The 25777-nt window shown below is 66.5% G+C and carries 20 protein-coding genes and 1 riboswitch; of the genes, 5 read left to right on the top strand and 15 right to left on the bottom strand.

Annotated features, from left to right (window positions below):
• Positions 1-78 precede the first annotated feature (78 nt).
• The 3 genes from efeU to efeB all read left to right on the top strand — a co-directional run bounded on the left by efeU (position 79) and on the right by efeB (position 3566).
• On the top strand, positions 79-936 hold the full coding sequence (efeU, locus tag CTB96_RS06705; protein ID WP_110126137.1) for an iron uptake transporter permease EfeU: 858 nt from the start codon (positions 79-81) through the stop codon (positions 934-936).
• 63 nt (positions 937-999) lie between these two features.
• Positions 1000-2166 (top strand): iron uptake system protein EfeO, encoded by a 1167-nt coding sequence (gene efeO, locus CTB96_RS06700; RefSeq protein ID WP_110126136.1) that lies wholly within the window; start codon positions 1000-1002, stop codon positions 2164-2166.
• A gap of 29 nt (positions 2167-2195) precedes the next feature.
• Complete coding sequence (efeB, locus tag CTB96_RS06695) at positions 2196-3566, top strand: iron uptake transporter deferrochelatase/peroxidase subunit (protein ID WP_110126135.1); 1371 nt, start codon at positions 2196-2198, stop codon at positions 3564-3566.
• A gap of 72 nt (positions 3567-3638) precedes the next feature.
• On the opposite strand, the gene CTB96_RS06690 is transcribed toward efeB, so the two are convergent.
• The 11 genes from CTB96_RS06690 to CTB96_RS06640 form a co-directional block, all read right to left on the bottom strand.
• Positions 3639-4091: a hypothetical protein gene (locus CTB96_RS06690; RefSeq protein ID WP_146215761.1), complete on the bottom strand. Its 453-nt coding sequence runs from the start codon at positions 4089-4091 to the stop codon at positions 3639-3641.
• 119 nt (positions 4092-4210) lie between these two features.
• On the bottom strand, positions 4211-6121 hold the full coding sequence (gene typA / locus CTB96_RS06685) for a translational GTPase TypA (protein ID WP_110126133.1): 1911 nt from the start codon (positions 6119-6121) through the stop codon (positions 4211-4213).
• A 242-nt stretch (positions 6122-6363) separates the two neighbouring features.
• Positions 6364-8049 carry an ABC transporter family substrate-binding protein gene (locus CTB96_RS06680; RefSeq protein ID WP_110126132.1) on the bottom strand — a complete coding sequence of 562 codons (1686 nt, stop codon included), beginning with the start codon at positions 8047-8049 and terminating at the stop codon, positions 6364-6366.
• A 63-nt stretch (positions 8050-8112) separates the two neighbouring features.
• Positions 8113-10299, bottom strand: coding sequence for an ABC transporter ATP-binding protein (locus CTB96_RS06675; RefSeq protein WP_248283253.1), 2187 nt, complete (start codon positions 10297-10299; stop codon positions 8113-8115).
• The gene (locus tag CTB96_RS06670; protein ID WP_110126131.1) at positions 10292-11227 is read right to left on the bottom strand and encodes an ABC transporter permease; all 936 of its coding nucleotides are present in this window, start codon (positions 11225-11227) and stop codon (positions 10292-10294) included. Before CTB96_RS06670 ends, CTB96_RS06675 begins: the two co-directional genes overlap by 8 nt.
• 1 nt (position 11228) lies before the next feature.
• Positions 11229-12212 carry an ABC transporter permease gene (locus CTB96_RS06665; protein ID WP_110126130.1) on the bottom strand — a complete coding sequence of 328 codons (984 nt, stop codon included), beginning with the start codon at positions 12210-12212 and terminating at the stop codon, positions 11229-11231.
• A 325-nt stretch (positions 12213-12537) separates the two neighbouring features.
• The gene (locus CTB96_RS06660; protein ID WP_181397174.1) at positions 12538-13056 is read right to left on the bottom strand and encodes a PH domain-containing protein; all 519 of its coding nucleotides are present in this window, start codon (positions 13054-13056) and stop codon (positions 12538-12540) included.
• Between the two features lie 111 nt (positions 13057-13167).
• Complete coding sequence (locus tag CTB96_RS06655; RefSeq protein ID WP_110126128.1) at positions 13168-14916, bottom strand: dipeptide ABC transporter ATP-binding protein; 1749 nt, start codon at positions 14914-14916, stop codon at positions 13168-13170.
• A complete protein-coding gene (locus CTB96_RS06650; protein WP_110126127.1) occupies positions 14913-15854 on the bottom strand; it encodes an ABC transporter permease in 942 nt (313 codons plus the stop codon). Before CTB96_RS06650 ends, CTB96_RS06655 begins: the two co-directional genes overlap by 4 nt.
• Positions 15844-16773, bottom strand: coding sequence for an ABC transporter permease (locus CTB96_RS06645; RefSeq protein ID WP_110126126.1), 930 nt, complete (start codon positions 16771-16773; stop codon positions 15844-15846). The genes CTB96_RS06650 and CTB96_RS06645 overlap by 11 nt, the downstream gene beginning before the upstream one ends.
• Before the next feature lie 115 nt (positions 16774-16888).
• Positions 16889-18493 (bottom strand): peptide ABC transporter substrate-binding protein, encoded by a 1605-nt coding sequence (locus tag CTB96_RS06640; RefSeq protein ID WP_248283252.1) that lies wholly within the window; start codon positions 18491-18493, stop codon positions 16889-16891.
• Between the two features lie 337 nt (positions 18494-18830).
• On the opposite strand from CTB96_RS06640, the gene CTB96_RS06635 reads away from it, so the two are divergent.
• Positions 18831-19223 (top strand): thiol-disulfide oxidoreductase DCC family protein, encoded by a 393-nt coding sequence (locus CTB96_RS06635; protein ID WP_110126124.1) that lies wholly within the window; start codon positions 18831-18833, stop codon positions 19221-19223.
• Complete coding sequence (locus CTB96_RS06630) at positions 19220-20005, top strand: CPBP family intramembrane glutamic endopeptidase (protein WP_110126123.1); 786 nt, start codon at positions 19220-19222, stop codon at positions 20003-20005. Before CTB96_RS06635 ends, CTB96_RS06630 begins: the two co-directional genes overlap by 4 nt.
• An 80-nt stretch (positions 20006-20085) precedes the next feature.
• On the opposite strand, the gene gcvP is transcribed toward CTB96_RS06630, so the two are convergent.
• The 4 genes from gcvP to CTB96_RS06610 all read right to left on the bottom strand — a co-directional run bounded on the left by gcvP (position 20086) and on the right by CTB96_RS06610 (position 25736).
• Positions 20086-22983, bottom strand: a complete 2898-nt coding sequence (gene gcvP, locus CTB96_RS06625; protein ID WP_110126122.1) for an aminomethyl-transferring glycine dehydrogenase — start codon at positions 22981-22983, stop codon at positions 20086-20088.
• 83 nt (positions 22984-23066) lie between these two features.
• Positions 23067-23438 carry a glycine cleavage system protein GcvH gene (gene gcvH, locus CTB96_RS06620; RefSeq protein ID WP_110126121.1) on the bottom strand — a complete coding sequence of 124 codons (372 nt, stop codon included), beginning with the start codon at positions 23436-23438 and terminating at the stop codon, positions 23067-23069.
• 129 nt (positions 23439-23567) lie between these two features.
• The gene (gcvT, locus tag CTB96_RS06615) at positions 23568-24731 is read right to left on the bottom strand and encodes a glycine cleavage system aminomethyltransferase GcvT (RefSeq protein WP_110126120.1); all 1164 of its coding nucleotides are present in this window, start codon (positions 24729-24731) and stop codon (positions 23568-23570) included.
• A 214-nt stretch (positions 24732-24945) separates the two neighbouring features.
• Positions 24946-25043: riboswitch (glycine riboswitch) on the bottom strand.
• A 204-nt stretch (positions 25044-25247) separates the two neighbouring features.
• Entirely contained in the window at positions 25248-25736 is a 489-nt protein-coding gene (locus CTB96_RS06610) for a GNAT family N-acetyltransferase (RefSeq protein WP_110126119.1), read from the bottom strand.
• Positions 25737-25777 lie beyond the last annotated feature (41 nt).

Below are 25777 nucleotides of genomic sequence, written 5' to 3'. Positions count from 1 at the left end.
AGCCCTACACTGATTAAGTAAGGTAAGCCTTACCAATGCTGTACGTTTTCTCACCTAACCTCCACGACCGGGAACCCAGTGCTCGCAAATTACCTGATCGGCCTGCGCGAAGGTCTCGAAGCCGCGTTGATCGTCACGATCCTGATCGCCTACGTCGTCAAGGTCGGCCGCCGCGATGTGCTCCCCCGGCTCTGGGCCGGAGTGGGCCTGGCCGTGCTGCTCGCGCTCGCCCTGGGCGCCATCCTCACCTTCGGCACCTACGGCCTGAGCTTCGCCGCCCAGGAAACCATCGGCGGCCTGCTCTCAATCATCGCTACCTGCCTGGTCACCTGGATGGTGTTCTGGATGCTGCGCACCGCCAAGGACCTCAAGGGCCACCTGCACGGCAGTATCGACAAGCACCTCGCCGGCACGGGGATGGGCATCGTGCTCGTCGCGTTCCTCGCCGTGGGCCGGGAGGGCATCGAAACCGCCCTGTTCATCTGGGCGGCAGTACAGGCCACCGGCCAGACCACGATGCCGCTTCTCGGCGCGGGCCTGGGCATCCTCACCGCTGTCGGTCTCGGCTGGCTGATCTACGCCGGCATGCTCAAGATCAACCTCAGCCGGTTCTTCACCTGGACCGGCGCCATCCTGATCGTCGTCGCCGCCGGTGTGCTCTCCTACGGCGTGCACGACCTGCAGGAAGCCGGGATCCTGCCCGGGCTCAACTCCCTCGCCTTCAACGTCTCCGCCGTGATCCCTCCGGACAGCTGGTACGGCACGTTGCTCAAGGGCACCCTCAACTTCTCTCCAGCGACCACCTGGCTCGAGATGTTCGCCTGGCTCGCCTACATCGTGCCCACCCTGACCCTCTTCATCGTGAAGAGCCGCCGGGTCACACCCGTTCCCGCCAACGCACCTCCCCGGACCGCGTCAGCAGCGGTCGTCCACTAGTTCCACAGCACTGCACCAGCACCCGCACCCCTCACATTCCCACCATCTTCGGTAAGGACTCCCATGCGCGCCCGTTTCCTCCCCCTCCTCGCTGTTTCGGCGGCGGGCCTCCTGGCCCTCACCGGCTGCGTCGCCAACAACACCAGCGACTCCGAGCATGCCGCGCTCACCGTCGACAGCAGCGCGGATGCCTGCGCAGTGTCGGCGAACGAGGCGCCGTCGGGCAACCTCAGCTTCAGCGTCACCAACTCGGGTGACCAGGTCACCGAGTTCTACCTGCTTGCCGAAGACGGCCTCCGCATCGTCGGTGAAGTCGAGAACATCGGCCCGGGCCTCAGCCGCGACCTCGTCGTGCAGCTCGCCCCCGGCAACTACCTCACGACCTGCAAGCCCGGCATGGTCGGTGACGGCATCGACAAGACCGCGTTCACCGTGACCGACTCCGGCGACGACATCGTCGTCGACGAAGACCTGGACGCCCAGGTCGAGGTCGCCAACACCAACTACGCCGCCTACGTGCGCGACCAGGTCGCCCAGCTCGTCACCGGCACCACCGCGTTCGCCGACGCCTACCTGGCGGGCGACGACGACACCGCACGCTCCCTCTATGCCGGCACCCGCGCGCACTGGGAGCGGGTGGAGACGGTCGCTGAATCGTTCGGCGACCTCGACCCGCAGCTCGACCTGCGCGAGGCCGACCTCGAAGAGGGCCAGGACTGGACCGGCTGGCACGCCATCGAGAAGGACCTCTGGCCGGCAGAGGCCGAGGCCGGCTTCACCGCGTACACCCCGGCGCAGCGCGAGAACCTCGCCACCCTGCTCGTCGCCGACACCGCAACGCTCAACGATGAAGTGCAGGATCTGACCTTCACGCTCTCCCAGCAGACCAACGGCGCCATCGGCCTGCTCGACGAGGTCGCAACGGGCAAGGTCACCGGTGAGGAAGAATTCTGGTCGCACACCGACCTCTGGGACTTCCAGGCCAACATCGACGGCGCCAAGGTGCTCTACGCCGGCGTGCGCGACATCCTGCTCGAGGAAGACGCCGACCTGGCCGCCGAGCTCGACACCGAGTTCGACCAGCTGCAGGTGTTGCTCGACGCCCAGCGCGTCGGTGACGGCTTCACCCTGTACACCGACCTCACCCCCGAAGAGATCAAGGCCTTCGCCGACCAGGTGAACGCTCTCGGCGAGCCGCTCAACCAGCTGACCGCTACGCTCGTTCTCTAAGCGACGCGTCGAAGGAAGACCATCCCCGCATGACCGACACCCCTCCCCCGAGCCCCGACTCCGTACCCGCACCCGCACCCGCACCCGCACCCGCACAGAACAGTGCTGCCGGAGACGGGGCGGCCGCGGCGACTGCTCCGCGCGGGCTGTCCCGGCGGGGCCTGCTCGGCCTCGCCGGCGCGGGGGTGGCCGGCATCGGACTGGGCGTGGCCGGCGACCGGGTGGCGGCGGCTGCCGCGGCGACGGCAGCGGCAACCGAGGCCAACGCGGTCTACCCGTTCTACGCCACACACCAGGCCGGAATTGTGACGCCGGCGCAGGACCGCCTGCACTTCGCCGCCTTCGATGTGAGCGCCGGCACCACCCGCGCCGAGCTGATCGAGCTGTTGCAGGACTGGACCCTGGCGGCCGCCGCGATGACCGCCGGGCAGGACATCGGTGACTTCGGCGCCGACAGCGGGCCGTACGACGCCCCGCCGGAGGACACCGGAGAAGCCGTCGGCCTGCCGGCGTCGGGATTGACCATCACCTTCGGCTTCGGACCCAGCCTCTTCCAAACCGAGGCCGGTGAGGACCGGTTCGGCCTGGCCGGCTCCCGCCCGGCGGAGCTCGTGGAGCTGCCACACTTCCCCGGCGACATGCTCGACGCCGCCAAGAGCGGCGGCGACCTCTGCATCCAGGCCTGTGCGAACGACCCGCAGGTGGCCGTGCACGCCATCCGCAACCTCTCCCGCATCGCCTTCGGGCGGGCAGCCATCCGTTGGTCCCAGCTCGGCTTCGGCCGCACCTCGTCGACCAGCACCAGCCAGGCCACCCCGCGCAACCTCTTCGGTTTCAAGGACGGCACCGCCAACATCAAGGCCGAGGAGTCGGCCGCCGTGACCGAGCACCTCTGGGTGGGCGGGAACGACGGGCCTGCCTGGATGACGGGCGGCTCCTACCTGGTCGCCCGGCGCATCCGCATGACCATCGAGACCTGGGACCGCACCAGCCTGCGCGAGCAGGAGACCGTTATCGGCCGGAACAAGGGCGAGGGCGCACCGCTGTCCGGCGGCACCGAATTCACCGAACCCGACTTCACGGTCGTCGGTCGCGGCGACGCACCGCTGATCGACACCGCCTCGCACGTGCGCCTGGCGCACCCGACGCAGAACGACGGTATCCGCATTCTGCGCCGGGGTTACAACTTCGTCGACGGCAACGACGCCCTCGGGCGACTGGATGCCGGCCTGTTCTTCATCAGCTTCCAGCGCACGCCGGAGAGCTTCACCACCGTGCAGCTCAACCTGGCCAGGAACGACGCCATGAACGAGTACCTCAAGCACGTGGGCTCCGCTCTCTTCGCGGTGCCGCCCGGTGCCGCCAAAGGCTCCTTCGTGGGCGCTGGCCTCTTCGCCTAGCCGTACCGCGAGCTGTGAGTAAAGCCCCGAAAATCTCAGATTTTCGGGGCTTTACTCACAGCTCGCGAGATATTACGCGGGGGCCACCGTGTAGAGCACTCCGTCGGGGGTACCCGCGAGGTTGACCTTGAAGGTGGCGCTCTTCATCGCGACCACGCCGACATCGCCCACGTTCGCTGACGCGCTGGTGTCGACCTCGAACCCGGCGTCGACGAGCTTCTGCTCGGCGTCGGCCAGCGGATCGGTCGCGCTCGAGGCCACGGTCACCACCCACCCCTGGTCACCGTTGGTGGTGTTGCCGGCGCCGAACTTGATCTCACCGTCGATTACGGGGATCTCGGCGGGCCAACCGTCGGGCAGCGCGCCGCCCAGGCTCACGTCGCCGTCGGTGGCTCCCTGCACGGCGCCGTTCACGGCATCCTGCACCTGCGCGTCCGAGCAGCCGGCCAGCAGCGGGCCGGCGGCCAGCAGGGCGACCAGGGCCAGGCCCATCCGCAGCGGCGACGTCGTCTTGAATCCAGTCATGGTCGTACCTCACTCGTCGATCGTTTCCGCCACGGTATCCGTGCCGGCTGACAAAAAACCGCAGGCACCCCGTGCCGGAAAACCGGAACAGGATGCCTGCGGTCAGATACTGCCTCGGACTAGTTCGCGTCCTGCTTCTTCAGACGCGAGACGTTGCGCTGACGAGCGGACGCGGCGAGCTCGACCTTGCGGATACGAACGACGGCGGGGGTGACCTCGACGCACTCGTCTTCGCGGGCGAATTCGAGGCACTGCTCGAGGGTGAGCTGCTTCGACGGGGTCATCGACTCGAATGTGTCGGAGGTGGACTGACGCATGTTGGTCAGTTTCTTTTCCTTGGTGATGTTCACGTCCATGTCGTCGGCGCGCGAGTTCTCGCCGATGACCATGCCCTCGTAGACCTCTTCGGTCGGGTTGACGAAGAACGACATGCGCTCCTGCAGGGCGATGATGGCGAACGGCGTGACGACACCGGCGCGGTCGGCCACGATGGAGCCGTTGGTGCGGGTGTTGATGGTGCCGGCCCAGGCCTCGTAGCCGGAGAAGATCGCGTTGGCGATACCGGTACCGCGGGTGTCCGTGAGGAACTCGGTGCGGAAACCGATCAGGCCGCGCGACGGAACGATGAATTCCATGCGGACCCAGCCGGTGCCGTGGTTCGCCATGTTCTCCATGCGACCCTTGCGGGCGGCGAGAAGCTGCGTGATCGCGCCGAGGTACTCTTCGGGCGAGTCGATGGTGAGGTGTTCGTACGGCTCGTGGATCTTGCCGTCAACGCGCTTGACGACTACCTGCGGCTTGCCGACGGTGAGCTCGAAGCCCTCACGACGCATCTGCTCGACCAGGATGGCGAGAGCGAGCTCGCCGCGGCCCTGGACTTCCCAGGCGTCCGGACGGCCGATGTCGAGAACACGGAGCGAGACGTTACCGACGAGCTCCTTGTCGAGACGGTCCTTGACCATGCGGGCGGTGAGCTTGTGGCCCTTGACCTTGCCGATGAGCGGCGAGGTGTTGGTGCCGATGGTCATGGAGATCGCGGGATCGTCGACCGTGATGGTCGGCAGCGGACGCGGGTCCTCGGGGTCGGCGAGGGTCTCACCGATGGTGATGTCGGGGAAACCGGCGACGGCGACGATGTCACCGGGGCCGGCGCTCTCGGCCGGGTAGCGGTCGAGGGCCTTGGTGATCATCAGCTCGGTGACACGCACGTTGGCGATGCTGCCGTCGTGCTTGATCCACGCGACCGTCTGGCCCTTCTTGATGGTGCCCTGGAAGATGCGCAGCAGCGCCAGGCGACCGAGGAACGGCGAGGAGTCGAGGTTGGTGACCCAGGCCTGCAGCGGGTGCTCGTCGTCGTAGACGGGAGCCGGGATGTGCTCGAGGATCGCACCGAAGAGCGGCTCGAGGTCATCGTTGTCGGGCAGGGCGCCGTTGTCGGGCTTGTTCAGGCTGGCAGCGCCGGCGCGGCCGGATGCGTAGACGACCGGCACGTTCAGAACCAGGTCGAGGTCCAGGTCGGGCACGTCGTCGGCCATGTCGGAAGCGAGACCGAGGAGCAGGTCCTGGCTCTCTTCGACGACCTCATCGATACGGGCGTCGGGACGGTCGGTCTTGTTGACCAGGAGGATCACGGGCAGGTGGGCCTCGAGCGCCTTGCGCAGCACGAAGCGGGTCTGCGGCAGCGGGCCCTCTGATGCGTCGACGAGGAGCACAACACCGTCGACCATGGACAGGCCGCGCTCGACCTCTCCACCGAAGTCGGCGTGGCCGGGGGTGTCGATGACGTTGATGGTGATGGGGCCGTCGGTGGCGTGAACGCCCTTGTACGAGATCGCCGTGTTCTTGGCGAGGATCGTGATGCCCTTTTCGCGCTCGAGTTCGTTCGAGTCCATCGCGCGCTCTTCGGTGTGCGAGTGCTCGGCGAACGAGTTCGTCTGCTGGAGCATCGCGTCGACCAGGGTCGTCTTGCCGTGGTCAACGTGGGCAACGATTGCAACATTCCGGAGGTTATTGCGGGTAGCAATCGCCATAAAAATAGATCCTTACGAAGAATGGATGCCGCGAAAAATCACGTGCGGCGAAGAGTGGATGAGTGGGGTCACGAGGGACCCAAGGGTCTATGCTACCGTACTCGACCCACTTCGCGTCGGGCAGGAGCCGATCACTCCTATATACAGTGCGTTCCTCGCGGGTGAACCGGGTGCAAACGACGGATGGGGCGCGGCCTCGGCCACGCCCCATCCTCATTCAGGTACCGGCTGTCGCTGGATGCTTATTTGGCCCAGCCCACGACGGTCCAGTCCACCGACTGGAACTGCTTGGCGCCGTAGTTGACAAGCCCGTCCTTCACCGCGTAGACATTCGGCAGCGGAGCGAGCGGGATGATCGGCACGTACGCGGCGAGCACCTTGTCGATCTTGTCAGCGATCTTCAGCCTCGCGTCGGGGTCGAGCTCGGCGTTAGCCTCGTCGAACAGTCCCTCGAGCGAGTCGTCGGTGATGCCGGTGAAGTTCGACTCGGAGTCCACCGGGGAGAACAGTGCCTCGGTCGACGAGATCGGGAAGGCTGTGCCCTGCCAGGAGAAGCTCGTCATCTCGTAGTCACCGGGGATGATGTAGTCAGAGAAGTACTTGGCAGCGGGAACCTCGTCCAGTTCCACGGTGACACCCACGTCCTTCAGGTCGGCCTGCACCTGCATGGCGCGCTGCTTATTCGTCGGGGTCTCGGCGGGAACCGTGATCGACAGGGTCAGCACGTCGCCGTCCTTCTCCCGCAGTCCGTCCCCGTTCAATTCGTAGCCCGCCTCGTCGAGCAGTTTGGCTGCTTCGTCGACATCGAAGCCGATGGCGGCACCCACATTGTCTTCGTAGCCCTTCTGACCGGGCATGAAGACATAACTGCCCTGCGTGGTGGCGGGAACTCCCACCGGGGTGTTGGCGGATTCGGAGATCAGCTCGCGATTCACCGCGTGCCCGATGGCCTGGCGAACCTTGACGTCGGCGAGCGGGCCCTTCGACCCGTTCATGGTGACGTGGGTCCAGGTGAGACCACCGGATGCCTGGATCTCGGCATCCGTGCGCTTGGTAGCCGTCTGGTAGGCGTCGGCGTTCGACGAGATGTAGAGCACGTCGGTCTCGGAGTTTCCGAAGGCCGTAGCCTGGGTGGCGCCGTCGATGACCTTCACGATCACGGTGTCGAGCTTGGGCGTCTCGCCCCACCACTTGGGGTTCCGCACCATGGTGACGACCTGGCCGGAGGTGTCGATGTTGGAGATCATGAACGGGCCAGACGATGGCACCGGAGTGGTGGTGAAACCTTCGTTGAACGCGGCGGGGGTGGAAGCGACCGACGCCGGAAGCACGCTGGTGAAGATGGACTGCCAGTCCGCCGTGATTTGCGAGAACGTGGCGGTGAAGGTGTAATCGTCGTCTGTGGACTCGATCGCGGTGATGTCTTCGAAGACAGCCGTGGACGCGCTGAGATACTCCTCGTTGCTGCCGTTCATGGCCTGCCAGGTGGCGATGTAGTCCTTGTAGGTGATGGGGGTGCCGTCCTCCCAGACTGCTTCGGGGTTCAGCTTGATCTCCACGACCTGCGGGTCGTCACTGATGACCTCGGCCGAGACGGCGTAGTCGGGGTTCACCTCTGCGGTGCCGTCCTCAGCGATCTCGATGGGACCGCCGCTGGTCGGCTCTACAGTGTTCACCGTGTCGACCTCGTTGCCGTCGACCTCATACGTGTTCCAGTTCACCGGCATGGCGTTGATCGCCAGGTTGAGCGTGCCGCCGTCCGTAATATCCGCGGCATCAGCGTCAGCCCAGGCAGTGCTGGGCAGCTCCTCGGTACTCGCCGCGTCGGACGGGCTGGTTGCGGTGTTACCTGGCGCGCAGGCGGAGAGCAATAAGGCAGACGCACTCAGAACTGCGGCTGCCGCAAATGCGGTGTTTCTACGACGCATAGGGATTCTCTTTCTTGTCTTGGTGAGGGCCGTGCTTGCTGTGCGGGTGGGTGGGGCGGAATGTCAGGGGGTGAACGCGAGCGCCGAGTCGATGATCTGGTTGCGGTCGACGTGATGGCAGGCTGCGTCCACACCGTCGTGGGCCACGAGGGGTGGATCGATGGTGGCGCACAGGGACTGGGCCGCCGGGTCGAGCAGCCGGTAGAGCGGGCAACGGGTGCGGAAGTTGCAGCCGGTGATCTCCTCGGTGGGGCTGGGCAGGTCGCCCTCCAGCAGCACCCGGGTACGGCTGCGCTCGATCTCAGGGTCGGGGATCGGTGCCGCCGAGATGAGCGCCTGGGTATACGGATGCCTGGGGTGCGCGAACACCTCGGCGACCGGCCCGTACTCGACGATGCGACCGAGATACATCACCGCGACGGTATCGGCGATCTGGCGCACGATGGCCAGGTCATGCGCCACAAAGAGGTACGACAGCCCGAGCTGTTCCTTCAGGTCTTCGAGCAGGTTGATCACGCCCGCCTGGATCGACACGTCCAGCGCCGACACCGGCTCGTCGAGAACCACCAGCCGTGGGTTGGTGGCCAGTGCCCTGGCGATGCCGATGCGCTGGCGCTGTCCGCCGGAGAACTCGTGCGGGTAGCGGTCGGCCATCTGCGGGTCGAGGCCCACCAGGTCGAGGAGTTCCTGCACCCGGGCACGCCGATCGGCCCGGCCGACGCCGTGCACGGTGAGGGGTTCCCCGATCACCTCACCGATGGGCAGCCGGGGGTCGATGGCGGCCATCGGGTCCTGGAAGACGATCTGCACGTCTTTTCGCAGCCGGAGGCGCTCTGCCCGGCTGGCTCTGGCGATGTCGGTGCCGTCGATGAGGATCTGCCCGGCCTGCGGTGCGGTCATCTCGAGGATCTCGAGAATGGTGGTGGATTTCCCGCAGCCGGATTCGCCGACGAGGCCGAGGGTCTGGCCCGGTTGGATGGAGAACGAGACGCCGTCGACGGCCCGAACGGTACCGATCCGGCGGGAGAAGAGTCCCCCGTTGGTGAGCGGAAAGTGCCGCTTGAGGTTCGTGACGGTCAGCACCGGGGTACGGTCCTCAGGCCGAGCCGGGTGTTGCACGTCGAGAGGTTCAGGCCGGGGAAAGATATCGGCCCGGGTGAGCGCTCCGGATGCGATTTCGGTCGAGCGGTGGCACGCGGACAGGTGCGCGCTGGTCGTGTCCTCCTCCCCCACCACAGCAACGGGAACCGTCATCCCGCTGACGAAGGTTCCGTGCGACGCGAGCAGGGGCTCCACCTCACGGCAGACATCAACGGCGATCGGGCATCTCGCGGCGAACGGGCATCCGGGCGGCAGGGCGGTGAGCGATGGTGGCCGACCCTCCAGCGGCACCAGCCGCTGGGTTCCGGCGGTCTGCATGTTGGGCACCGAGCGCAGCAGCCCGATCGAGTAGGGCATGTGCGGCTCGCTGAAGACATCGGCCGTGCTGCCGTTCTCCACCAGCTTGCCGGCATACATGACGGCGATCCGGTCGGCGTGACCGGCGACGACGCCGAGGTCGTGCGTGATCAGCACCACGGCCGCGCCGGTGAGTTCCTTGGCCTTTTCCAGCACCTCGAGGATCTGCGCCTGAATGGTCACATCCAGGGCTGTGGTCGGTTCGTCGGCCACGATCAGCTTGGGATCGTTGGCGATCGACATCGCGATCATGGCGCGTTGGCGCATGCCACCGGAGAATTCGTGCGGGAACGCCTTGGCCCGGCGCTCGGGTGCGGGGATGCCCACCACCTTGAGCAGCTCGACAGCGCGCGAACGGGCGGCCTGCTTGGTCAGCGCCGCATCGTGCAGCAGAAGGGCTTCGGCGATCTGATCGCCGACGGTGTACACCGGGGTGAGCGCGGAGAGCGGGTCCTGGAAGATCATCGAGATGTCCCGGCCGCGCAGCCCGGACAACTGCCGGTCGTTCATGTCGAGGAGTTTGTGGCCGTCGAAGTCGATGCTCCCGCTGATCTGGGCGGAACTCGGCAGCAGGCCCATCAACGCCAGGGACGACACCGACTTACCGGAACCGGATTCGCCGACGATGCCGAGGAACTCGCCCTCGTGCACGTCGTAACTGATTCCGCGCACGGCGTTCACGGGAGGACCGCTGCGCTGCGGAAAGGTCACCGAGAGATTCCGCACCCGCAGCAGGGGACTCCGGCGCGGGGCACGCCCGGCAGCGGAAAGATCGGTCACGAGATCAGTCACGGTTCACTCCCGAGGTGGGGTCGACGGCGTCGCGCAAGGCATCGCCGATCAGGCTCACGGCGAAAAGCGTCGCGATCAGCACGCCGGCCGGAAAGACGAACAGCCAGGGGCGGGTGACCGCCGCGGCGGTGCCCTCCGACAGCAGGGTGCCCAGCGAGACGTCGGGGGCGCGGATGCCGAAGCCGAAGTAGCTCAGGCTCGTCTCGGCCATGATCATGGCCACTACGCCGAGGGTCGCGTCGATGATCAGGAGCGACGCCACGTTGGGGATGATGTGCCGGGCCAGGATCGTGGGCATCGGCACGCCCATGAACCGGGCCGCCTTGACAAAGTCGCGGTTTCGGAGGGACCGGGTCTGGGACCGCACCACCTGGGCCATGATCATCCAGCTGAACCCGGCCAGGAAAACGGTGAGGAACACCCACGACAGGTCCTCGAACAGCGGGCTGAGGATGACAAGCAGGATGAACGACGGCAGCACCAACAGCAGATTGATCAGCCAGACCAGCACCCCGTCGACCAATCCACCGACGTAGCCGGCAACCGAGCCGACAACCGCGGCGATCAAGGTTCCGAGGGGGCCGGCGATCAACCCGATCACCAATGACTTTTGCAGCCCGATGAGGGTCTGCGCGTAGATGTCCTGGCCGATGTTGTTGGTGCCGAACCAGTGCAATTGGGTGGGGCCCATCCCCATGTTGAGTGGGTCGCGACTGAACGCGTCCACTGGGTAGAGCAGGGGGCCGAACACGGCCCAGATCACGATGAGGGCCATGGCGACCGCGCCGATCCAGAACCGGGGGGTGTGCGCGAGCCGGTTCCAGATCAGTCGCCCACGGGAGAGCGGTTTGCGTGCCAGCACAACCGTGGTGGGCTCAGGCTCTGGCCCGGCGATGAGGGTGGCGCTGGCGCCTTCGACGATCGACATGTCAGTTCCTCACCCTGGGGTCGAGTGCTGCATAGAGAATTTCCGAGAGGGTGGATGAGAACAGCACCAGAACGGCCAGGAAGAGGGTCGACCCGGCCACGGCGTTGATATCACTCTGCGTGATGGCTTGCAGGGTGAACTCCCCCATGCCGTGGAAGGAGAACACGATCTCGAGCATGATCGAGCCGGACACCAGGGTGCCGAAGCTGTAGGCGAAGAAAGTCGACATGGGAATCAGGGCGACCCGCACGCCGTGCCGCACCAGCGCCGAGTTGCGGGAGCGGCCCTTGGACCTCGCGGTGCGGATGTAATCAGACGCCAGCACATCCAGCATCACGCTGCGCTGGTACCGGGAATAGCTGGCCGCGCCGGTGAGCACCAGTGCGATCGTCGGCAGCAGCAGGTGCACACCACGGTCGACCAGCAGGTCCCACCAGGAGCCCGTGAGCCCGGCCGAATAGGAACCGGTGAAGGTGATCAGTTGCCGACCGACGACGCTGTTCAGCACCGTGGCGCCGATCATCAGCAGCACGCCGATCACGAAGGTGGGCGTGGCGAACACCAGGTAGGAACCGTAGGTGACGACCTGGTCGCTCAGCGAGTACTGCCGCACGGCGCCCCAGACGCCCAGGACTACGCCGAGGATGGCCCCGAGGATGGAGCCGAGCAGGAGCAACTGCAGGCTGACTCCGGAGCGGGTGACGATCTCGGCCACCACAGAGCGACCGCCGACGGTCTCGCCGAGCGATCCCTGAGTGACGAGAGTGACGATCCAGTTCCACAGACGAACGAGCACCGGCACGTCGGGGTTGACGCCGAGGCCATTCAGGATGCTCTCGATCACGTGGGCACTCGGCTGCGGGTTGCGGCCGTAATACTTTGCCGCAGGGTCGAGCGCCAGGCTGGCGACCACATACGCCAGGCAGGTGGCGATCGCGGAGAGGATCAGGTAGTTGACGAATCGCCGAAAGGTATAAAAAACCATGTCGGGGCTGATCGTCGCTTCAGTGCCGGCCCGCCTGACGTTGACATGGCCGAGGCGTGGTGCGGTTGACCCGGTCGGTGGTGCCGGGCACAACAAAACAGCTGATGACAATCACGGTATTCCCCCTCAGCTCCCCCCAGGGAAAGCACAGTGCAGACCAGAGCGCCGATGCTCCGCAGGTGTTGGAGAGAGCCTAGGCGAGCCTTGTCGGCAGTTTCGCAGGAAACACTGATTTCGCACTATTCAGCCGCAATTAGGCGAATTAAGCATGAAATCTTCGTGAACGGAGGCGATATGCACCATTACGTGCGCTCACATGAGCGCTCTAGCCGAGCGAAAGGAGCTGTCCACCGATGACGAGGATCAGCGCCACACTCACCCCGATCGCGACACCGTGCCAGTTCCGGGTGGCTGACACCTCGGACCCGGCGGCTGCGCTCGAGGCTGCAGCATGCTGCTCCCAGTACGACTCGAGTACCCGGTGGGCCGACGACGACCGGCCCGGATCGTCGCTGCGGCCCGCACCACGGCTGCGAACAGCGGTCGGTGCGCCCCAGGCACGGATCCGGCGACCTGACCTGGTCTGAACCGAAACCAGGAACCTCGTGCTCAGGTCGTCGACAGCAGCCCACGGCACCTCGATGGTGTGCAGGGGGTTGACGATGGTCACCCCACCGTCATGCACCCGGATGCCCGGCCGCAGGAAGACCTCACCGGCCATCCAAGCCACCAGACCCAGGGCGGGCAGCGACAGCGCCGCAATATCCCAGCGGCCTCGGATCACCGCGTCGACGAGCAGGAGCACCGTTAGGGCGAGGAGTATGACCCCCACGAACTGCGACATTCGGGAACGGAGCATCCTCCCGGTACCCGCATCGGTGTCCCGCATTCCCGTTTCCCTCCTGACGAAAACTGCCCCTCGGCCAAAGCCGAGGGGCAGTCGTGTGTGTTCGCTCTAGCGGCCGAACTGGAAGTTGCCACCGGGGATGGCGGCGAGCAGTTCCTGCGTGTAGGACTGCTTCGGGTTCTCGAACACCTCGTCGGTCGACGCGGCCTCGACGATCCGGCCCTTCTGCATCACGCAGACGTTGTCGGCGACGAGTCGCACCACGGCGAGGTCGTGAGTGATGAACAGGTAGGTCAGGCCAAGCTCGGTCTGCAGCTCGGTCAGCAGGTTCAGCACCTGGCCCTGCACGAGCACGTCGAGGGCGGAGACGGCCTCGTCGAGCACGAGCACGTCGGGCTTGAGGGCGAGGGCCCGCGCGATCGCGATGCGCTGACGCTGACCACCCGACAGCTCGCTCGGGTACCGGAACCGTGACGCCCACGGCAGGGAGACCTGCTCGAGCAGCTCCTTGACCCGCTCCTGGCGCTCCTTGGGCGTGCCCACACCGTGCGCGAGCAGCGGCTCGGCAATGGTGTTGCCCACGTTGTACTGCGGGTCCAGAGAGCCGTACGGGTCCTGGAAGACCGGCTGCACCCGGCGACGGAACTTCAGCAGCTCCTTGCCCTTGAGCCCGGCGACGTCCTGGCCGTCGAACTCGATCGCACCGGTGGTGATGCTCTCCAGCTGCAGGATCAGCTTGGCCACGGTGGACTTGCCCGAGCCGGACTCGCCCACGAGCGCAGTGGTGGTGCCCTTCTGGATGCCGAAGGAGACGCCGTCGACGGCGCGCAGCTCGTTGGTGTGCAGGCCCTTCGTGCGGATCCGGTACACCTTGGAGATGTCGCGCACCGAGATCAAGTCCTTGACCGGGGCGGCGTTCTCGCGCTCGGCGGCACGGGCAATGAGGGTGTCGTCGAGCGAACCCTCACCGAAGATCTCGGGGTCGCCGGCGCCGGCGTGCTTGGCCGACTGGATGCGACGCGAGGCCAGGCTCGGTGCCGCGGAGACCAGGCGCTGGGTGTACGGGTGCTGCGGGTTGGCCAGAATCTCCTGCGAGGGACCGGACTCGACGACCCTGCCCTTGTACATCACCACGAGCTGTTCGGCCCGCTCCGCGGCCAGGCCGAGGTCGTGGGTGATGAACAGAACGCTGGTGCCGTAGTCCCGGGTGAGGGTACCGAGGTGGTCGAGGATCTGGCGCTGCACCGTGACGTCGAGCGCAGAGGTCGGCTCGTCGGCGATGAGCAGCTTGGGCCGGGCAGAGAGGCCGATGCCGATCAGCACGCGCTGGCGCATGCCGCCGGAGAACTGGTGCGGGTACTGCTTGAGGCGGTCCTGGGCGTCGCTCAGTCCGGCTTCCTTCAGCACCTGGATGGTGCGGGCGCGTGCTTCCTTGCCCTGGGCGACGTTGTTGGCCTTGATGGCCTCCTCGACCTGGAAGCCGATGTTCCACACCGGGTTCAGGTTGGACATCGGGTCCTGCGGCACGTAGCCGATCAGGTTTCCACGCACAGCCTGGATTTCCTTGGCATTGAGGGTGGTGAGGTCGCGGCCTTCGAACAGGATCTGTCCGCCGGTGACCTTGCCCGGTCCCGGCAGCAGGTCGATGATCGACTGCGCCGTGGTGGTCTTGCCCGAGCCGGACTCCCCCACGATGGCCAGGGTCTGGCCCGCGTACAGGGTGAGGTCGACGCCGCGAACAGCGGGGACGAGTCCACGCTGGGTCTGGAAGGAGACCTCGAGGTTGCGGATCTGCAGCAGCGGCTGCTCCTCGTTCTCGGTCCCCTCCGGGGTGGTGTCTAGGAGTGTCTGGCTCATCGAGTGGCCCTCGCCGTCGGGTCGAGCGCATCGCGCAGAATGTCGCCGAGCATCAGGAACGCGAGCACCGTGATGGACAGGGCGGCCGCCGGGTACAGGAGCACCTGCGGGCTGGTGACAATGGAGGTCTGGGCCGTGCCGATGTCGTTACCCCACGACATCACGCTCGGCGGCAGTCCGATACCCAGGAACGACAGCGTGGCCTCGGCCACGATGAACGTGCCGAGCGATACCGTCGCGATCACGATCACGGGGGCGATGGCGTTGGGCACCACGTGGCGGAGCAGGATGCGGAACTTCGAGACGCCGAGCGCCGTCGAGGCCATCACATAGTCGGAGTTCGATGCCGACAGCACCGCGCCGCGCATGATGCGGGCGATCTGCGGCCAGGCGAAGACCGAGAGCACAAACGCCACGGTGATGGGCGTCGCGGTCGGCAGCACCGACATCAGCACGATGGCGCCGAGCACGGTGGGGATCGCGAAGAAGATGTCGCCGATGCGGGAGACGACGGCGTCGAGCCAGCCACCGTAGTAGCCCGCGAGGGCGCCGACGATGATGCCGAACAGCGTCACGATGCTCGCGGCGAGCAGGCCCACCGTGAGCGACGCCTGGGTGCCCCAGATGGTGCGCGAGTAGACGTCGCAGCCCTGGCGGTTGAAGCCGAACGGGTGTCCGGCAGTCGGGTCACCGTTGCTGTTGCCGAGCGTGCACTGGCGCGGGTCCACCTGGGTGAACAGGGTCGGGAACAGCGCCACGACCACGATCAGCAGGATCAGCACGGCGGACACCCAGAAGGTGGGCCGGCGACGCATCGAGTCCCAGGCATCCGCCCAGGTGCTGCGCGCCTTCTCGTTCTCATCCAGGCGGTCGACTGCGGCGACCGGGGTGTCTTCCAGCTCCGCGACGAAGTGGGCTTGGCCAGGCTTATTTGGCATAACGAATCCTTGGGTCCAGAGCTGCGTACAGCAGGTCGACGAGCAGGTTGGCAACGACGAAGATCACGACCATGACCGCGATGAACGACACCACCGTGGAACTCTCACCGAGCTTGATGGCCTTGAAGACGGTTCCACCGACCCCGTTGATGTTGAAGATGCCCTCGGTGACGATCGCACCGACCATGAGCGAACCGAGGTCGACTCCCAGGAAGGTGACGACGGGAACAAGCGAGTTGCGCAGCACGTGCACGGTCACGACGCGTCGGCGCGAGAGCCCCTTGGCGGTGGCCGTGCGAACAAAATCGGCGTTGAGATTGTCGGCGACGCTGGCCCGGGTGAGGCGCACGATGTAAGCGAACGAGACGGATGCGAGCACGATGGCGGGCAGAACGAGCTCGCCCCAGGGGGCGGCGCCGCTCACAGTGGTTCTGAACCAGCCCAATTGCACACCGAAGACCAGCCTGAGCACGAAGCCGACCACGAACGTCGGCACGCTGATCAGCAGCAGGCTCACGACCAGCGCGCTGGCGTCGAACAGCTTGCCCTTGCGGAGGCCAGCGACGAGGCCGACGATGATGCCGAAGAAGGCCTCGAAGGCCAGCGCGAGCATCGCCAGGCGGAAGGTGATGGGGAAGGCTGCGGCCATCACGTCGGAGACGGCGCGACCGGAGTAGGTGGTGCCGAGGTCGCCCTGGAAGAAGTTACCGATGTAGATCAGGTATTGGACGATGAACGGCTTGTCCAGGTTGTACTGGGCTCTCAACTGCTCAATGACGGCAGGAGATGGCTGCCGGTCGCCGAACAGTGCGGCGATGGGATCGCCCGGCAGGGAGAAGACCATGAAGTAGATCAGGAATGTCGCCCCGAAGAAGACGGGAATCATTTGCAGGAGTCGCCTGCCTGTGTACCACAGCATCAGGTGAGCTCCGTGAATCTTTTGTGCATGAGGGTCGCAATCACTGAAGAAGTCTAGTCAGTGCAATGTCCGGGGCTTGACGCCCCGGACATTGCACTGCGGGTGGAACTAGGAATTAACCCTTGGTGATCTGGAAGTACAGCGGGACGGAGTCCCAACCGAAGACAACGTCGTTGACGCTCTCGGACCAGACGCCAACAACGTTGGAGTACCACAGCGGGATGGTCGGCAGGTCCTTGAGCAGAACCTCCTGAGCTTCCTGGTACTTCGCGGTCGCGTCCTCAACGGTCTCAGCAGCGGCGCCCTCTTCAAGCAGGGTGTCGAACTCGGTGGAGCTGTAGCCCTCGTAGTTCGAGCCGGCACCGGTCTTGTACAGCGGCGCGAGGAAGTTGTACAGCGACGGGTAGTCGGCCTGCCATCCGGCGCGGGTGGCACCGGTCAGCTTCTCGTTGGAGCGGTCGTCGAGCGCAGCGGCGAAGGTCGGGTACGGCTTGCCGACGGCGTCAATGCCCAGGGTGTTCTTGATGCTGTTGGTCACAGCGTCGACCCAGGCCTGGTGGCCACCATCGGAGTTGTACGCGATGTCGAACGTGGTGTCTCCGTACGGAGCGATTGCGTCGGCCTCAGCCCACAGCTTCACGGCTTCGTCAGGGTTGAACTCGAGCACGTCGGAACCCTCGAGGGCGTCGGAGTAGCCGTCGATGACCGGGGAGGTGAAGTCGGTTGCCGGGGTACGAGTGCCCTGGAAGATGACGTCGGTGATCTCGGCACGGTCGATCGACATCGAGATGGCTGCACGACGCAGCTCGCCCTCTTCGCCACTCCAGTGCTCGAGGTAGTACGGCATGTTGAACGCCTGGAAGATCGCGGCGGGCTGGTTGACCGAACGGTCACCGAACTCGTCAGCGTAGGTCTCGAATGCCGAGTCCGGAACGGCGTCCAGCACGTCGAGGTTTCCGCCCTGCACGTCCGCGTAAGCGGCGTCCTGGGTGGCGTAGAAGATGATGTCCAGGCCACCGTTGACGGGCTTGCGCACGCCGTCGTAGTCGGGGTTCGTGATCAGGTTGATGCCCTCGTCGTGAACCCAGGCGCCTTCCTCGGCCAGCATGTACGGGCCGTTGCCGATCGGGTTCTCACCGTATGCGGCCATGTCCTCGAACGCGACGCTGGGCAGCGGCATGAATGCCGTGTAGCCCAGACGCAGCGGCCAGTCGGCCTCGGGGGAAGAGAGCTCGACGGTGAAGGTGGTGTCGTCGACGACCTTCAGGCCGGTGAGCTCGGAGTCGGCGTCGTAGCTGAAGCCGGCGATGTCATCGAAGAAGTAGGAAGCACCCTGCGCGTTGCTGTAGAGCGCGCCGTAGTTCCAGGCATCCACGAAGGAAGAAGAGGTGACTGCTTCACCGTTGGTGAAGGTCCAGCCGTCGTTGAGCGTGACGGTCCAGTTGGTGGCGTCGTCGGACTCGATCGACTTGGCGACCTCGTTCTCGATCGCGCCGTCCGCGTCGTAGGAGACCAGGCCGGCGAACAGCGAGGTCGTGATCTTGCCGCCACCGGTTTCGGTGGTGTTGGTCGGGATCAGCGGGTTCTGCGGCTCGCTGCCGTTGGTGCTGATGATGGCAGACGAGTCTGCATCCGGTGCGGCTGCGTCGTCGTTCGACGTCGCGCAGCCGGCCAGCGCCAGCGCGCTCACCGAAATAAGCGCGAGGGCGCTCAGGCCCATGCGGGATCTCTTCAAAATTCCTCCTGTGCAAAGGTGAAGGCGCCGCGACGGAAAAGACCGCAGCGGCGCGCTAGTTATCAAAACCCTAGATTCGTCTTGCGTCGGGTGCAAAACGTAAAGGCAAACGTTACCTAGCGGTAACCAAAGACGCACGATTCTTGCGTGAAAGCGTGCAAATGCGGCTATTTCTGCGACTCAATCGAGGAACTCTCACGATGCTTGGGACCAAGGTCCCCCCGATCAGTGCAAGCGGTTTCAAAACGTGCATTGTGTTGAGCAGGCCCGGTCGTGAACACGCATTCGGGCATCTTCAGGTTGGGAAGGGCAAAATAGAGAAATGCCGACACCTGTGACCGAACGGCCCGCGACGCTCATCTTCGACGGTGACTGCGGATTCTGCACCACCGCCGTGCTCTGGCTGCAGCGCACCCTCCCCCGGGTGCCGGCAACGGCACCGTTCCAGTGGACCGACCTGGCCGAGTTCTCCCTCACCGAGGAGCAGGCGCGCTCGCGGGTGTGGTTCGTGACGGGCACGAGGCGCTACGGCGGGGCGGCCGCGGTTGCAGCATTGTTGCGCGGACAGCCCAAAGTCGGGTTGAAACTGCTCGGCTGGTTGGCCACGGTGCCACCGTGGAGCTGGGCGGCTGCGGCGGCCTACAGCCTCGTGGCGCGTTACCGCTACCGCCTGCCCGGCGGCACCCCGGCCTGCCGGATGCCGAGGACCTCATGAGCCTGGCCGGCACCCCCCGAGCCGAGAGCCGTGCCCGGCTGATCTGGGAAATCGTGATCGTGCTCGGGCTGTCGCTCGGGGCATCCGCTATCTACTCGGTCGTGTCGATCATCGCTCGGCTCACCGAGGAGACGGCGCTCGGGGACCAGTCCGCCACCATCAACGGTTCGCAATCGACTCGGGAATGGCTGGACTTCACCTATCAGTTCCTGGGAATCGCCTTCGCATTATTTCCCGTCGCCCTGGTGCTCTATCTGCTCTGGCAGCCCGGACAGAGCTCGTTCCGGCGGCTCGGCGTGGACTTCACCCAGCCGGGCCGCGACCTGCTGCGCGGCGGCGGCCTGTTACTGCTCATCGGCATCCCTGGTCTCGGGCTGTACCTGGCCGGGCGAGCGCTGGGCTTCACCGTGGCCGTCGTGCCGTCGCCGCTGGACACCTTCTGGTGGACGATCCCGATTCTGGTGTTCTCGGCACTCCGCAGCGCGCTCAGCGAGGAACTCATCGTGGTGGGGTACCTCTTCACCCGGCTGAAGGAGCTGGGCTGGAATGCCTGGACCATCATCGTGTCGGCTGCGCTGCTGCGCGGCAGCTACCACCTCTACCAGGGCATCGGCCCGTTCGTGGGCAACGCCCTGATGGGCGTGGTGTTCGGCTGGTGCTACCTGCGTTGGGGTCGGGTGATGCCTCTCGTGATCGCGCACTGGGTGCTCGACATCGCCTCGTTCGTCGGCTACCCCCTGGCGGTCCTCTGGTGGCCCGGCCTCCTCACCCCCACGTCCTAGTTCCTAGTTCCGCGACCTGTGAGAAAAGCCCCAAGAATTCGAAATTCTTGGGGCTTTTCTCACGGCTCGCGAGGGTGGGTTTACTCGAAGGCCTCCGGCGGCGGGCAGGCGCAGACCAGGTTGCGGTCACCGTAGGCGTTGTCGATGCGGCGCACCGGCGCCCAGTACTTGTTGCGGATGAGCGTGCGCACCGGGTACACGGCCGTTTCGCGGTCGTAGGGATGCGTCCACTCCCCCTCGATCACGCTCTGGGCGGTATGCGGGGCGTTGTGCAACGGGTTGTCGTCGGCCGGCCAGGTGCCGGCGGCCACGGCATCCGCCTCTGCCTTGATACCGATCATGGCCTCGATGAACCGGTCGATCTCGCCGAGGTCTTCGCTCTCGGTGGGCTCGACCATGAGGGTGCCCGCGACCGGGAAGCTCATCGTGGGCGCGTGGAAGCCGTAGTCGACGAGGCGCTTGGCGACGTCGTCCACGGTGACCCCGGTGGCCGCGGTGAGCGGGCGGAGGTCGAGGATGCACTCGTGCGCGACCAGGCCGTTGTCGCCGGCGTAGAGCACCGGGTAGTGACCGCTGAGCTGCTTGGCCACGTAGTTGGCCGCGAGCACCGCTGCGCCGGTGGCCTGCTTGAGGCCGTCGGCGCCCATCATGCGCACGTAGGCCCAGGAGATGGGCAGGATGCTCGGGCTGCCGTACGGTGCGGCCGAGACCGGGCCGCCGCCGTGCACGACGGTTTCGGTGCCGGCGCCGCCGAGCAGGTAGTGCTCGTCGTCCTGCGCCAGCGGGTGGCCGGGCAGGAACGGCGCGAGGTGCGCCTTGGCCGCGACCGGGCCGACTCCGGGGCCGCCGCCGCCGTGCGGGATGCAGAAGGTCTTGTGCAGGTTGAGGTGCGACACGTCGCCGCCGAAGTCGCCGAACCGGGCGAAGCCGAGCAGGGCGTTGAGGTTGGCGCCGTCCACATAGACCTGGCCGCCGGCGTCGTGCACGGCCGCGCAGATGGCGCCGACCTCGTGCTCGTACACCCCGTGGGTGGAGGGGTAGGTGATCATCAACGCGGCGAGGTTCTCGGCGTGCAGCTCGATCTTGGCGCGCAGGTCGTCGAGGTCGACATTGCCCAGCTCGTCGCAGGCCACGACGACCACGCGCATGCCGGCCAGCACCGCGGAGGCGGCGTTGGTGCCGTGTGCGCTGGACGGGATCAGGCAGACCGTGCGGTCCACGTCACCGTTGGCGAGGTGGAACCCACGGATGGCCAGGAGCCCGGCGAGTTCACCCTGGCTGCCGGCGTTGGGTTGCAGCGACACGGAATCGTAGCCGGTGACATCCGTCAGCCAGGTCTCGAGCTGGCGGATGAGCTCGAGGTAGCCCTCGACGTCGGCCTTGGGTGCGAACGGGTGCAGTCCGCCGAACTCGGGCCAGGTGACGGCCTCCATCTCGGTGGCGGCGTTGAGCTTCATGGTGCAGGAGCCCAACGGGATCATGCCGCGGTCCAGCGCGTAGTCGTAGTCGGCCAGGCGTTTGAGGTAGCGCATCATGCTCGTCTCAGAGCGGTGCGTGTTGAACACGGCGTGGGTAAGGTATTCGCTCGTGCGGGCCAGGTCGGCCGGCAGGCCGCCCTCGATCGCGGCGAGGTTGACGTGACCGAAGGAGTCGCGGCCGCCGAAGAAGCCCACGACGGCGGCGAGGTCGGCCGCGGTGGTGGTCTCGTCCACCGAGATGCCGAGGGTGGTGGCGTCGACCGAGTGCAGGTTGTAGCCGGCGGCGGCGGCCTGGGCCACGATCGCGGCGGCGCCGGCCGGAACCGACACCCGCACGGTGTCGAAGAAGCTGTCGTTGATCACGTCGACGTCGATGGCGCGGAGCGCGGCGACCAGGGCGCCGGCGCGTTCCTGCACCTCGGTGGCGATCGCCTTGAGGCCGTCGGGACCGTGATAGACCGCGTACATGCCGGCCATGACGGCCAGCAGCACCTGGGCGGTGCAGATGTTCGAGGTGGCCTTGTCACGACGGATGTGCTGCTCGCGCACCTGCAGCGACAGGCGGTAGGCGGGGTGGCCGGCGGCGTCGACGCTCACGCCCACGAGGCGGCCGGGCATCTGGCGCTCCAGTCCCTTACGCACGGCGAGGTAGCCGGCGTGCGGTCCGCCGAAGCCCATCGGCACCCCGAAGCGCTGGCTGGTGCCCACGGCCACGTCGGCGCCGAGCTCGCCGGGCGAGGTGATCAGGGTGAGGGCCAGCAGGTCGGCGGCCACAACGGCGAGGGCCTTGTTCTCGTGCGCGAGCGCGATCACGGCGGCGGGGTTCCAGATGCGGCCGGATGCTCCGGGGTACTGCACGAAGATGCCGAAGTAGTCGCCGAGGTCCTCCGCGGTGGTGCTCTCGTCCAGCGGCAGCACGGCCAGTTCGATGCCGAGCGCGGAGGCGCGGTTGCCGAGCAGGGCGTGAGTCTGGGGCAGCGCATCCGCGTCGACGATGAAGCGGTTCGACGGCGACTTCGACGCCCGGCGGGCCAGCAGCATGCCCTCGACCACCGAGGTGGACTCGTCGAGCATCGATCCGTTGGCGGTGGCCATGCCGGTGAGGTCGGCGACCATGGTCTGGAAGTTGATGATCGCCTCGAGGCGGCCCTGGCTGATCTCGGGCTGGTACGGCGTGTACGCGGTGTACCAGCTCGGGTTCTCCAGCACGTTGCGCTTGATCACGGCGGGCGTGATCGTGTCGTAGTAGCCGAGCCCGATCATCGAGCGCTTGACGGTGTTCTTGTCGGCCAGGGCGCGCAGCTCCTGGATGGCCTCTCGCTCGGTGGCCGCGGGCGGCAGGGTGCTGTCGCCCTCGCGCCGGAACTGTTCCACCTGAATGGTGGCCGGCACGGCCGCGTTGACAAGCGATTCGACGCTGGTGTGGCCGAGGACGGCCAACATGTGGGACTGGGCGTCGGCATCCGTGCCGATGTGACGCTGGGTGAAGGGCTGCGACATGTGGGGGAAGGCTCTTTCCGGGGTCTGATTCGGTCGTGCGAGGTGAGGCGGTACGGCGGGTGGCGGTGAGGCCCGACGGGCTGTTACTCGCCGATGATGGCGGAGTACTCGGCGTAGCTGAGCAGCGTCGGGAGGCTCTCGAAGGTGACCTTGATGAGCCAGCCCTCGCCGAGCGGGTCGCTGTTGACGAGTTCGGGGCTGGCCACCACGGCGTCGTTGACCTCGGCGACGGTGCCGTCGATGGGGGCGAAGAGTTCGCCGACCGACTTGGTCGACTCGATCTCGCCGACGACGGTGCCGGAGGCGACGGAGCTGCCGACCTCGGGCAGCTCGACGAAGACCACGTCACCGAGCTTGTCGGCGGCGTAGGCGGTGATGCCGACGGTGGCGGTGTCGCCGTCGACGAGCACCCATTCGTGCTCTGCGGTGTACTGGAGTTCGGTCTTGTCTGCCATGGGGAGTCCTCTCGAAGGGTTGATCACGGGGAAGGGATCAGCTGGTTGATCACGGGGTGGATCGGTCTGGGGCGGTGTGCTCGACACCGGGCGAGCGGATGCCCGGGAAGGGCGAACGCTCGGCTTCGGCTATTTGCGGCGCTTGTAGAACGGCAGCGCGATGACCGTTGCCGGGGCGCGGGTGCCGCGCACGTCGATGAACACCTCGGTGTCGAGACGGGCCAGCGGCGGTGCGAGGTAGGCCATGGCGATCGGGTAACCGAGGGTGGGCGAAAGAGCGCCGCTGGTGATGACGCCCTCCGGTTCGGTGGCGTCGATGCTGCGGAAGATCTCGTAGCCGGCGCGGCCGGCGCGCTTTCCGGCCGAGACGAGGCCGACGAGCACGGGCGCCTCGCCCGATGGGCCCTCTTCGCTGGCGGTGCGGCCCACGAAGTCGGTCGGCTTGGCGAGGTTGACCACGCGACCGAGTCCGGCCTGCGCGGGGTAGGTGGAGGTGGTCAGTTCGTGGCCGTAGAGCGGCATCCCGGCTTCGAGGCGCAGGGTGTCGCGGCTGGCGAGCCCGGCCGGAACCAGTCCGTGCGGGGCGCCGGCGATGACGATGGCGTCCCAGAGGGCGAGGGCATCCACGCCCGGCAGGTACAGCTCGAAGCCGTCTTCGCCGGTGTATCCGGTGCGGGCCACGAGCACCGGGGTGCCGTTGAAGGTGGCGGTGAGCGCGCGGTAGTAGCGCAGGCCCGTCACATCGCTGTCGATGCTGAGGCCCGCTGTGGCCTGCACGATGGCGAGGGCGTTCGGGCCCTGCACGGCGATGAGGGCGGTCTCGTCGCTTTCGTCGGTGACGGTCACGTCGAAGCGCCCAGAGCGGCCGGTGAGCGCCTCGAGGGCCTGGTCGTGGTTGCCGGCGTTGGCGACCACGAGGAACTCGGTCTCCCCGGTGCGGTAGACGACGAGGTCATCGATGATGCCGCCGCGGCTGTTGAGGAGCAGGCTGTACTTGGCCTGCATGAGATCGATGACCGACAGCTGGCCGGCCAGGGCGTGGTCGAGGAACTCGCCCGCCTGCGGGCCGCTGACCCGGATCTCGGCCATGTGGGAGAGGTCAAAGAGCCCGGCCGCCTTGCGCACGGCGTGGTGCTCGGCCAGGTCGCTGGAGTAGCGCACGGGCATCTGCCAACCGGCGAAGTCGGTGAAGCTGGCGCCGGCAGCCACATGGGCGGCGTGCAGCGGGGAGAACCGCTCGGTCGCGGAAGCGGGTGCGGTGGTAGCGGGGTTGTCAGGGCTGGCCGAGGTCATGAGTTCTCCGGTTCGTCGCCGGAACAGTCCGGGCGATGTGCTCCGGGGCTCGTTCGAACCCCGGTGGGAACTCCCCCTCTGTCGTCTGGCCTGAGAGCTTCACCGGCGCTTTCGCGGAGCCGGTTTTCACCATGGGCGGGACGCTGGCAGTTCTGACCGGATCGAGAGTGGGAACGATCCGGACGCGCTGTGCTCGTCCGCTTTTCAGAGTGGCCCGTTCGATGCGGTACGAGTACCTGAGAGATTGTCGGGGAGGATTGCTCCTTCGGTGTTCGCTCGTCTGACGACGTCGAACTCTCCCGCATCAAGCGTGTGGCCCTGTATTCAATTGTTTCTGCTGCGATGGAGTCTAACCGACCCGATTGTCGCACAGGCGAGAGTCCCTCCCGATTGGCGGCAGAGTTTTCCTACTCGTAACGTGGGCCGCCCTCCCCCGTTCGCGAGCCGTGACCTGAGCCCCAGAATCTCGGGATTTCTGGGGCTTTGCTCACGGCTCGCGGATGCGGCGGTTTCGGGTCAGAGGTGCAGCTTGAAGCCCACATGGGAGGGCGCGAACCCGAGGCGCTCGTAGAACCGGTGGGCGTCGGTGCGGGTGGCGTCAGAGGTGAGTTGCACCAGCCGGCAGCCGCGGGCGCGACCGTACTCCACGGCCCAGCGGATCATCGCACTGCCCACCCCGTTGCCGCGGAGGTCCGCACTCACGCGCACGGCTTCGATCTGCAACCGGGTCGCGCCCAGCCGAGCCAGTCCCGGCAGGATGGTGAGTTGCTGCGTGGCGACGATGCGGCCGGCCGGGTCGTCGACCACGACGAGAAGCTGGTCTGGCGCGCCGTCGATGGCGGCGAAGGCGGCCAGGTACAGCCCCAGGTCCTCTGCGGCGGTAGATTCCTCTGCCGATCTGAGCTGGTCATCGGCAAGCAGGCTCACGATCGCGGCGACATCCGCGGCGAGCGCCCGCCGCAGGGTGAATGGCCCGTCGGCAAGGTCGAATACGGCTTCAGTCATCCACTCAGCATGCCAGTGCCGTGATCGCGACCTCGGACCGC

The sequence above is a fragment of the Cryobacterium arcticum genome (genome assembly GCF_003185895.1).
In the GTDB taxonomy this organism is placed as follows: Bacteria; Actinomycetota; Actinomycetes; order Actinomycetales; family Microbacteriaceae; genus Cryobacterium; species Cryobacterium arcticum.
Note: the sequence above shows the minus strand (reverse complement) of the source record. Positions and strands in the feature narration are given on the sequence as shown.

Coding starts and splice junctions, on each gene's coding strand:
- efeO (WP_110126136.1), top strand. CDS start 1,000: ATGCGCGCCCGTTTCCTCCCCCTCCTCGCTGTTTCGGCGGCGGGCCTC.
- efeB (WP_110126135.1), top strand. CDS start 2,196: ATGACCGACACCCCTCCCCCGAGCCCCGACTCCGTACCCGCACCCGCA.
- CTB96_RS06690 (WP_146215761.1), bottom strand. CDS start 4,091: ATGACTGGATTCAAGACGACGTCGCCGCTGCGGATGGGCCTGGCCCTG.
- typA (WP_110126133.1), bottom strand. CDS start 6,121: ATGGCGATTGCTACCCGCAATAACCTCCGGAATGTTGCAATCGTTGCC.
- CTB96_RS06680 (WP_110126132.1), bottom strand. CDS start 8,049: ATGCGTCGTAGAAACACCGCATTTGCGGCAGCCGCAGTTCTGAGTGCG.
- CTB96_RS06670 (WP_110126131.1), bottom strand. CDS start 11,227: ATGTCGATCGTCGAAGGCGCCAGCGCCACCCTCATCGCCGGGCCAGAG.
- CTB96_RS06665 (WP_110126130.1), bottom strand. CDS start 12,212: ATGGTTTTTTATACCTTTCGGCGATTCGTCAACTACCTGATCCTCTCC.
- CTB96_RS06660 (WP_181397174.1), bottom strand. CDS start 13,056: ATGTCGCAGTTCGTGGGGGTCATACTCCTCGCCCTAACGGTGCTCCTG.
- CTB96_RS06655 (WP_110126128.1), bottom strand. CDS start 14,916: ATGAGCCAGACACTCCTAGACACCACCCCGGAGGGGACCGAGAACGAG.
- CTB96_RS06650 (WP_110126127.1), bottom strand. CDS start 15,854: ATGCCAAATAAGCCTGGCCAAGCCCACTTCGTCGCGGAGCTGGAAGAC.
- CTB96_RS06645 (WP_110126126.1), bottom strand. CDS start 16,773: ATGCTGTGGTACACAGGCAGGCGACTCCTGCAAATGATTCCCGTCTTC.
- CTB96_RS06640 (WP_248283252.1), bottom strand. CDS start 18,493: ATGGGCCTGAGCGCCCTCGCGCTTATTTCGGTGAGCGCGCTGGCGCTG.
- CTB96_RS06635 (WP_110126124.1), top strand. CDS start 18,831: ATGCCGACACCTGTGACCGAACGGCCCGCGACGCTCATCTTCGACGGT.
- CTB96_RS06630 (WP_110126123.1), top strand. CDS start 19,220: ATGAGCCTGGCCGGCACCCCCCGAGCCGAGAGCCGTGCCCGGCTGATC.
- gcvP (WP_110126122.1), bottom strand. CDS start 22,983: ATGTCGCAGCCCTTCACCCAGCGTCACATCGGCACGGATGCCGACGCC.
- gcvH (WP_110126121.1), bottom strand. CDS start 23,438: ATGGCAGACAAGACCGAACTCCAGTACACCGCAGAGCACGAATGGGTG.
- gcvT (WP_110126120.1), bottom strand. CDS start 24,731: ATGACCTCGGCCAGCCCTGACAACCCCGCTACCACCGCACCCGCTTCC.
- CTB96_RS06610 (WP_110126119.1), bottom strand. CDS start 25,736: ATGACTGAAGCCGTATTCGACCTTGCCGACGGGCCATTCACCCTGCGG.